Annotated in this window: 9 protein-coding genes; 5 read left to right on the forward strand and 4 right to left on the reverse strand. The window is 68.7% G+C overall.

From position 1 onward, the window contains the following. Positions 1-53 precede the first annotated feature (53 nt). Both ACZ3TS_RS42050 and ACZ3TS_RS42055 read right to left on the reverse strand, forming a co-directional pair. A complete protein-coding gene (locus ACZ3TS_RS42050; protein ID WP_467628263.1) occupies positions 54-1,322 on the reverse strand; it encodes a zeta toxin family protein in 1,269 nt (422 codons plus the stop codon). Continuing rightward, entirely contained in the window at positions 1,319-1,579 is a 261-nt protein-coding gene (locus tag ACZ3TS_RS42055; protein WP_467628266.1) for a hypothetical protein, read from the reverse strand. Before ACZ3TS_RS42055 ends, ACZ3TS_RS42050 begins: the two co-directional genes overlap by 4 nt. 450 nt (positions 1,580-2,029) lie before the next feature. Here ACZ3TS_RS42055 and ACZ3TS_RS42060 point away from each other — a divergent pair, with 450 nt between their 5' ends. Further along, the gene (locus ACZ3TS_RS42060) at positions 2,030-2,701 is read left to right on the forward strand and encodes a hypothetical protein (protein ID WP_467628268.1); all 672 of its coding nucleotides are present in this window, start codon (positions 2,030-2,032) and stop codon (positions 2,699-2,701) included. A 688-nt stretch (positions 2,702-3,389) separates the two neighbouring features. Here ACZ3TS_RS42060 and ACZ3TS_RS42065 read toward each other — a convergent pair. Together ACZ3TS_RS42065 and ACZ3TS_RS42070 are read right to left on the reverse strand one after the other, a co-directional pair. Further along, the gene (locus ACZ3TS_RS42065; protein WP_467628271.1) at positions 3,390-4,064 is read right to left on the reverse strand and encodes a hypothetical protein; all 675 of its coding nucleotides are present in this window, start codon (positions 4,062-4,064) and stop codon (positions 3,390-3,392) included. Continuing rightward, positions 4,061-4,669 carry an RNA polymerase sigma factor gene (locus ACZ3TS_RS42070; protein ID WP_467628273.1) on the reverse strand — a complete coding sequence of 203 codons (609 nt, stop codon included), beginning with the start codon at positions 4,667-4,669 and terminating at the stop codon, positions 4,061-4,063. The genes ACZ3TS_RS42065 and ACZ3TS_RS42070 overlap by 4 nt, the downstream gene beginning before the upstream one ends. 414 nt (positions 4,670-5,083) lie before the next feature. Here ACZ3TS_RS42070 and ACZ3TS_RS42075 point away from each other — a divergent pair, with 414 nt between their 5' ends. The 4 genes from ACZ3TS_RS42075 to ACZ3TS_RS42090 all read left to right on the forward strand — a co-directional run bounded on the left by ACZ3TS_RS42075 (position 5,084) and on the right by ACZ3TS_RS42090 (position 7,434). Further along, positions 5,084-5,305 (forward strand): hypothetical protein, encoded by a 222-nt coding sequence (locus tag ACZ3TS_RS42075; protein ID WP_467628276.1) that lies wholly within the window; start codon positions 5,084-5,086, stop codon positions 5,303-5,305. Then, complete coding sequence (locus ACZ3TS_RS42080; RefSeq protein WP_391600814.1) at positions 5,305-5,679, forward strand: fic family toxin-antitoxin system, toxin component; 375 nt, start codon at positions 5,305-5,307, stop codon at positions 5,677-5,679. The genes ACZ3TS_RS42075 and ACZ3TS_RS42080 overlap by 1 nt, the downstream gene beginning before the upstream one ends. Before the next feature lie 58 nt (positions 5,680-5,737). Further along, on the forward strand, positions 5,738-6,469 hold the full coding sequence (locus ACZ3TS_RS42085) for a prepilin peptidase (RefSeq protein WP_467628278.1): 732 nt from the start codon (positions 5,738-5,740) through the stop codon (positions 6,467-6,469). Positions 6,470-6,912: 443 nt separating this feature from the next. After that, complete coding sequence (locus ACZ3TS_RS42090; RefSeq protein ID WP_467628281.1) at positions 6,913-7,434, forward strand: hypothetical protein; 522 nt, start codon at positions 6,913-6,915, stop codon at positions 7,432-7,434. The last annotated feature ends 132 nt before the right edge of the window (positions 7,435-7,566 follow it).

The raw sequence follows: 7,566 nt of genomic DNA on the forward strand, positions 1-7,566 counted from the left end.
AACAGGCGTGGATCAACGACCCAGCAAAGCGGAGGGAACCCGCGCGACAGATCTCATAGCATTACAAGCGTCTCAATTGACTTGACATCCACCGGCACGAGCTCCTCTGCTCTGGCGAACCATGCCTTGTAGTCGGCGCGAATGGCCGCGCTCGCTCCGCGGGGATCTTGTCGCAGCAGTTGCCGGTAGTCCGGATGCGCGGCCTTGAAATCGTCGCCGCGCAGGCGAGTGGTGCCCGGTCGCATGGCGCGGCGCACCATTCGGGTGGCCTCGGTTTTGCCCGCCCCGGGCTGCCCGATGACGTACACGACGCGCGGATCGTCCCGTGAGACGACGTTCGCCAGGACCGTCGGTTTGATCAGCTCGTCGAAGATCCACGTGTGCTCATCGTGGGAGAGCCGGTGATAGGCGACCCCGGGCGGGGTGGAGACCGGTTGGGCGATACGGCGGACCGGCTCGGACCAGGCGGCGGCGCGCTCGCTGTCCCGCTGCACGGCAAGGCGTCGGTCCTCGCTGTCCAGTTCGGTGTGTACGCGCCGGTCGGTGCCGGCCAGCTCACGTCGGAAGACAGCGGTCTCGCGCGCGGTCCATGGCCGTGACCGCTCCACGCGCACCACTTGGTCTGCTGCCGGGCGGCGCCGCCAACTGCCATCTGCAGTGAGTTGGTTGGCGTACAGCACGGTGCCATCGCGCCGTACGACGGTGACCCGGTCGGCGAGCTGCTCGGCCTCGATCGCGGCGAGTGTGTGCAGCAGGCCCTTTGCGCACGTGTCGTGGTTCTGCCACGACACGTACCGTCCGCCTCCGGCAGCGGACTCGTTGAGGAAGCGGTCCACGATTCCCAGCTGGCTCAGCGCCTCCGGGGTGGCGACCACCACGATCTCAATGCGATGGCCGGCACGCCGGTAGGCGCGGGAGGAGGCACGGAAGTCGTCTGGGTCGGCCAGCGCCGACTCCACCACGGCGTCGAAACCCTGGGCCCGGACGTGAGCTTCGACCGCGGCCTGCCAGCGGACGGTGTCCGGGCGGACCAGGGAGCCTGCCGTACGGACGTTGCCTGCCAGGAGACCGGCGTAACTACGGTGCGCGGCCTTGTACAGGTCCCGGCCGATGCGCACCGCGCCGCCGCGGCGGTCCAGGACCGCCTGCACGAGGTCGGCGATTTGAGTCTTCCCGGAGCCGGGCTGGCCGCCAACGACGATCACGACCGGTTCTGCCTGGCGAACGGCCGCCCGTGTCGCGCCGGGAAGGATCACTTGATGCAGTACTTCGAAGCTCTCCTGCTCGGGCAGCAAGCCCAAGCTGGTGTTCTCTTCCGTCACTGATGTTCCTGAGGTGCTTCCGGGTTGGCTGTGCTCGTCTGATGTGTCTTCCGGGGGCGGCCGCGCGGCTTCTTGTCGGGCCAGTGCGCGGTGAGCACTTCCAGGAACCTTTCAGGGTTGGCTACCAGGGCCTTGAAGCAGGCAACGACGAAGGCCTGCACCTCGAGGTTGCGCTCGTTCAGCTCCCTCGCGGCCGCCTGCCGCAGGTCAGTCGGCGGCCGGATGGTGAGGGCCGGATCCCGATGCTGACTGCTCATGGAAAGATCATCTCATAAGTGGCTTGCCACTTCCACAGGATTGAAGCTGGTGCTGACCTACGCGGTCGCCGGGCCGGAGGCGCTGGCGGAGGGCGTGCGCGGACGGGCAACGCGGACCCTCTACCCGAGGCTGAGGGCACTGCTGCGGGCGGACGGGAATGCCTCGTAAGAAGCGTACGAGTTCCGGGAGTTCGGTTTCGCCTGCCCGACGAGGACGGCCGGGAGCAGTGGCCGAGGCCGGATCAGATCCCGCTTCCGCAACCACCCCGGCCGCCTGACCGCGCGCATAGGCGCCTGCCAGCGGTGGGATCCGTGTGACCGATTCGTGGTTGTGTGCCGACGGCGCGCGCTGAACTTATTAGTGCCTCTTCGCGCCGGACCCCGCGCGGTAAGACGGCACCCAGGTGGGGGAGCATCTGCTCAGCCATCGCCTGCCCGTGAGAGGTCGTCATGCGTTCCACCCGCTTCGCCGCGCCATCTGTACTGCTCGCCTGTCTGCTGCTGGCCGGCTGCTCACCTGCTTCCTCGGGCGGTGGCTCGGCTTCATCTGGTGGCGGGAGCCCGGCCGCCGGTCCCTCGGCGTCGGCGAGCGACGCGTCGGTGCAGTCGATCCCTGTTGGTGCCGGCCCGCAGTCGACGTACAGCGTTCAGCAGCAGCCCCCGGCGGGCAGTTGTCACTACCGGTACGAGCAGAGCGAGCCGCTGCCGGATCCGAAGTGCACCCCAGGCGCCACCTCGCCGGCCGTGACCCAGCAGAACCTGAAGTCGACGATCTGCCGGCCAGGTGGCTACACGAAGGGCATCCGGCCGCCCGTCTCCGTCACGAGCAAGGAGAAGAAGCTGAACGCTGCTTCCTATGGCTACACAGGCCGCCTCGGGGACGCCGAATATGATCATCTTTTGAGCCTTCAGCTTGGCGGCGACCCCAACGATCCCAGGAACCTCTGGGTGGAGCCGGCCGACCCCGGTCACAAGTCCGGTGGCGGGATCAACAACAAGAAGGACCCGGTGGAGACGAAGCTGCACACCGCGGTCTGCGACGGCAAGGTCACCCTCGCCGCCGCCCAGCAGGCCATCGCCACCGACTGGACCACTGCCTTGTCCAAGCTGGGCCTGAGCTGACCAGCCCGGTCGGGTGCCGATGCGACCGCGGGCCGTCGGCGCCCACTCCGAGACGTCGCCTCGCAGGCAGAGCCGAACCACGAGGCGCAATGGCACGGTTGCTTGCGGAGAGTGACTGCACGCGTGCCGGGGTATGGCACCGTGGATGCGCGCCGGGCCCGTCACTCCCCCGAGGTGACGGGTTCGGCTTTATTCAGCAGGCGATGCAGACTCACACAGCGCGTGCCGCAGCAGCCGGGCAGGAGTCGGCCTGGAAGAGCCCCGGTTCGACGGGTCGGCGGCGGGCGTCGGGAGCTGCACCCAACGGCCTTTCGCGCCGCCCCCTCCCTGGTCCCAGCGGCGCGAGGGCCGCGCCCGGGCGCTACGGCAGTGTGCTGAGGGAGCCAGCGGACGCGGCACGCCCCTTGCGCCGGGGCGCCAAAGTCCCCGGGCGTGGCCGAACACCTGAAGCGGCTCGGCAACCTGCTCGAGCCAGACCTACAGGCCAGCGCCAAAGAGGTGGCGGAGCTGCTGCCGGGGCCCACATGGCCTCGACGAGCGCCAAGGCCTCGGGGGTAAACAACCACCGGGGCGGCCTTTGGGCATGCCGTGGGCGTCTTCCAGGCGTCGCCCCACGTTCGTCCGCCGACCTGGCGGCAGGGGACCGCACCGCAGCACAACCTGGTGGCGGTGTTGGCCCGTACCTCGCTCACAAGGGGGAGGTGAGGTTGCGTAGTTGGTCTACCAGGGTGGGGCGGGGGAGGGGGATCGTACCGATTTCGGAGTGGTGCTCGCGGCTGATGTGCGGGTGGATCTGTTCCATGCAGGGCGGGGAGAGCAAGGGGGCGGTGGAGCGGTCGCCGCACAAGAAGATGGGTTCGAAGTGCTGGCGCAGGAGCTGGGTACGCCAGTAGTCGGCGTCGTGGTACTCGCCGCTGTGGGCGTGCTCGAGGAAGAGGCAGTATTCGGCGACCTGGTGGCCGAGGCCTGCGGCGAAGCGCCACCAGAAGCGGGCGCCGCTGCTGTCGTCCGCGAGGTGGAGCAGGCACGCGAAGACGAGTGCCCCGGCTTTGTCGGCGTAATGACTGGCGATGAAGTCGGCGAGGTGGTCGTCGGCGTCGGGTCCGAGGACCAGCAGGCAGATGGCGTTGAGGTCCCACCAGGCGCGGTCGGCGTCCGGGGTGCTGTTCGCGGGCGGGGTCCACTCGGTGTGCACGAGGGCGGTGTCGGTGTGGCGCTGCCGCGGCGGCCGGTGGCGAGCGGCCTGCCGGGCGCGCAGCCGGGCTTCGGCTGCGGCCATGTTGTAGGTGGCGTATCGGTTGCGGGTGCGGGCCTTGGCGAGCAGGTCGTCGATGGTGCGGTGGTCAAGCGGCTGCGGGGTCATGAGCGGTTCTTCCCGTCGGGGTGCTCCGGGCAATGGAGTTTGAGCGTGTAGGCGAGGCGTTCGCGGCCGGTGCGGAGTTGGGAGCGGACGGTGGCTTCCTCGTTGCCCATCACTTCGGCGGCCTCGGCGGCGGTGAAGCCCATGCCGTAGTGGAGCAGGATCGCGTCGCGTTGCCGCTCGCTGAGCGAGGCGACAGCGCCGTACAGGGCGATGGCGTCGGTCAGTGCGTCGTAGGGGTCTTCGACGTGGTCGGCGACGGCGGCTTCGAAGGCGGCGGTCTCCATCAGCTCCGGGCGGCGCCTGCGTTTGCGATGCATGTCGATGATGCGGCGTTTGAGGATCGTCCAGGCGTAGCCCTCCAGGTTCTCCATCTTGAGCATGCGCGGCCAGCAGTCCATGACCGCGTCGAAGGTCAGGTCGACGGCTTCCTCCGCGTCGGCGTCCGAGCCGAGCTGGAGGTAGGCGTAGCGCATGTAGTCGGTGCGGCGCCGCTGGTGGAATCCCCAGTACGCCATCTGCGCGGTCAGGTCCCACTGGTCGATTGGGACCGCGCGCGGCACCCCGACGGCGCCGCCCGTCTCCTCCTGGCCCATGTCGCTGCTCACGAGGCCTCCCGCTGGGGCTCGGGAGTGCGAGCCGGGGTGCGGCCGCTGGTGAGCTGCGTGATTCCGATGCGGACCCCGGCCGTGAGAAGCCGGCGGCACCCCCGGATCACGTCCGGGCCGAACACCCTGAGGGCAAGCGCGATTTCGATCAACCACGCTGCAGCATCGTGCTGCACGGGTCCTCCCCTGTACCTGAGTCATACCGGGTGCCGCCCCTCCCCCTAGGCACCAGAGGCGACAGCCGCCTCCACCTATGAAGCGCTCCTGGCGACCGAAACGTGCAGCCGACCGGCAAAAAATATTACGTTCAGTATCGATCCGATTGCGCCTAGTTCAATCATTGATCATTGATGGTCCCGGGATCTCACTTCCGGTCCACTCCCACGCGGCGCCCGGCCCGGCTACCGTGGGGGCATGGCGAAGGAGATCCGCATCAAGGTCGACGACGAGACGTACGAGGAGCTGCAGCGTCGCGCCGCCGACGGCCACGAGGACCCAGATCAGTACGCGAGCCGGCGGCTGACCGACGACCTTGCACGCACCCGGTTCCTCGAGGGCGCGAAGGCCTTCATCGAGGAGCACGGGCAGGCCTTCGCCGACCGCTTCGGGACCGGCCCCAGCAGCCACGCCGCCTGATGCCGCCCGTTGTGCTCATCGACGAGCGATGGCTGCTTGATATCGCGCAGAACCTCGTGCCCGGCGACCCCGACGTCACCGACTACGGGGCGCTGGCCGCCGCCGTCGCCCGGCACCGACACGAGGTCATGGGTACTCTCGTCTACCCGGCCGCGCACCACCGAGCCGCCGCCCTCCTGCACGCCCTCGCACGGATTCCTGCCCTCGAGCACTCGAACGAACTGTTCGCCGCGCAGGTCGCCTACGCCTACCTCCACGCCAGCGGCATCCAGGTCAAGGTCGGCAGCCAGGAGGCGATCGCGTTGGTCATCGACGCCGTCGAGGGACGCCGCGACGTGCGCCAGGTCGCCGATGCGCTGAAAAACTGGGGCTGACCAGCCAAAACGGCCCACAGGGAGCGGCCCTTAAGCAGCTGAACCTAAGCTCCCGCAGGTGAAGACCATTCTGATCATCACGGCCGCTGTGCTGTGGGGCTGCGGCACCGGCCTGCTCATACCCCGTCCCGCGTACCGGTTCTCCGTGCCACCCGAGGAACCGTTGCGGTCCGCCTGCCCGGCCGGCCATCCCCTCACCGGTACCGGCGACGGCTGGCTGGGGCGTGCTCGCTGCGCCGCCGGTGACACCTACGGGCCGAGCACACTCTCCGTCGCCTCGCTCACGGCCGTGGTTTGCGCCCTGCTGGCGGCCGCCACCGGGGCCCGACCCGAGCTGGTGGTCTGGCTGCTGCTCGCCCCGGCCGCCGTGCTGCTCGCCACCGTCGATTTCGCGGTGCGCCGGCTCCCCGACGCGCTCACCCTGCCGCTCGCCGCGGCCGCGCTCGTCCTGCTCGGCGCCGCCGGGATGCTGCCCGACGTCGACGGCAGCTGGACGTCCGCGCTGCTCGGCTCCCTCGTCCTGGGCGCCTGCTACTTCGTGCTCTTCCTCCTCAGCAAGGGCTTCGGGTTCGGCGACGTCAAGCTCGCCATCGTCCTGGGCGCTGTCCTGGGCTGGTACGGCTGGGCGATCGTCCTGGTCGGGACGTTCGCCGGGTACCTGTTCGGCGCGCTGTACGGCATCGGCCTGATGCTCGCGGGCCGGGCCGACCGTACGAGCAGGATCCCGTTCGGCCCGTTCCTGCTCGCCGGGACGCTGGCCGGCGTGCTCCTGGGCTCCCACGCCTCCTGATCTCCGGACTCCTGGAACCAAGGGCCGCTGGATCGGGTGCTTTGTGCTGATGGTGCACAGGGCCGGCATCGTGCTGACTAGCCTGGGATCGCGCCGTCGGAGGCGGCTGCACGGCGAGAGGAAGTCGATGACCGACCAGGCAACCAGGCCCCCTGCCAAGGCGGATCCCAGCACCCTGACGTTGGAGTTCCGGCATGTCCACCAGCTTGTCGATCCCGGCGCGGAAGGCGTCCAGGTCTGGCAGATCTCGCTCCTCGCCGACGACGAGACGGTGGCCCGAGTGCGTGCGACGCGCGGCCAGTACTGGAAGGCCCACAACCTTGGCGAGCGCCTGGCCGACGAGCAGTCCCTCGCCACGGTGGCGGCGGAGCAACTCTTCGACGCCAGCGGCCAGTTCCGCCCCGAGTACGACTTTTTTCGTCGACCTGCCGGGCAATGTCCTCGTGGTCGACGACCTGCACATCTCTGCGCCGTGGGACGACCCGTGGATCGTCGCCGGGCTGACCTCCAGCATCATCGACCGGCTAACCGACAACCAGTACGCCGTGGTCCTGCCCCGGGTCTCCGGTGACACGGGGGCAGCCCTGCTTACAGAGGCGGGCGTTTTGCTTGCCGCCGAACCGTTCTCCGACGAACTGCTGATCATCGACACGTCGCTCGCCGCCCCGGAAGAGGCCGCGCACCGTGTGCGCGAGCACCTGCGCTCCCGGGCCCGGTACGGCGGAGCCGACCCCTTGAACGAGGAGTGGGACGACGAAGACGACGAAGGAGAGGAGGTCCTCACGGCGCGCACGCGAGCGGTGCTGCACCTGGCCCTTCAACAGCTGTCGGACCAGGCGTGGCAAGAGGTGTCCACGCTAGTTGTGGTGTCTCAGCACGTTGGTTACACGGAACTACTTCCCTGTCGCATGATTCCCTCTAGCCTCGGATCACGACTGTTCTTGAGTTCGCTCGGGAGTAGTTGACGAGATCCCGTCCGATCGGAAGATCGGGCGGGATCTTTGAGGGGCCTCGCGTTTTTCGGACAGGGTCTGGCAGAGCAATTCATGCCGTGAGTTGCAATTCCTGGAACTCGGCGTGCACTTCGCCCGGGGGGC

The sequence above is a fragment of the Streptomyces sp. NPDC022910 genome, assembly GCF_055561075.1.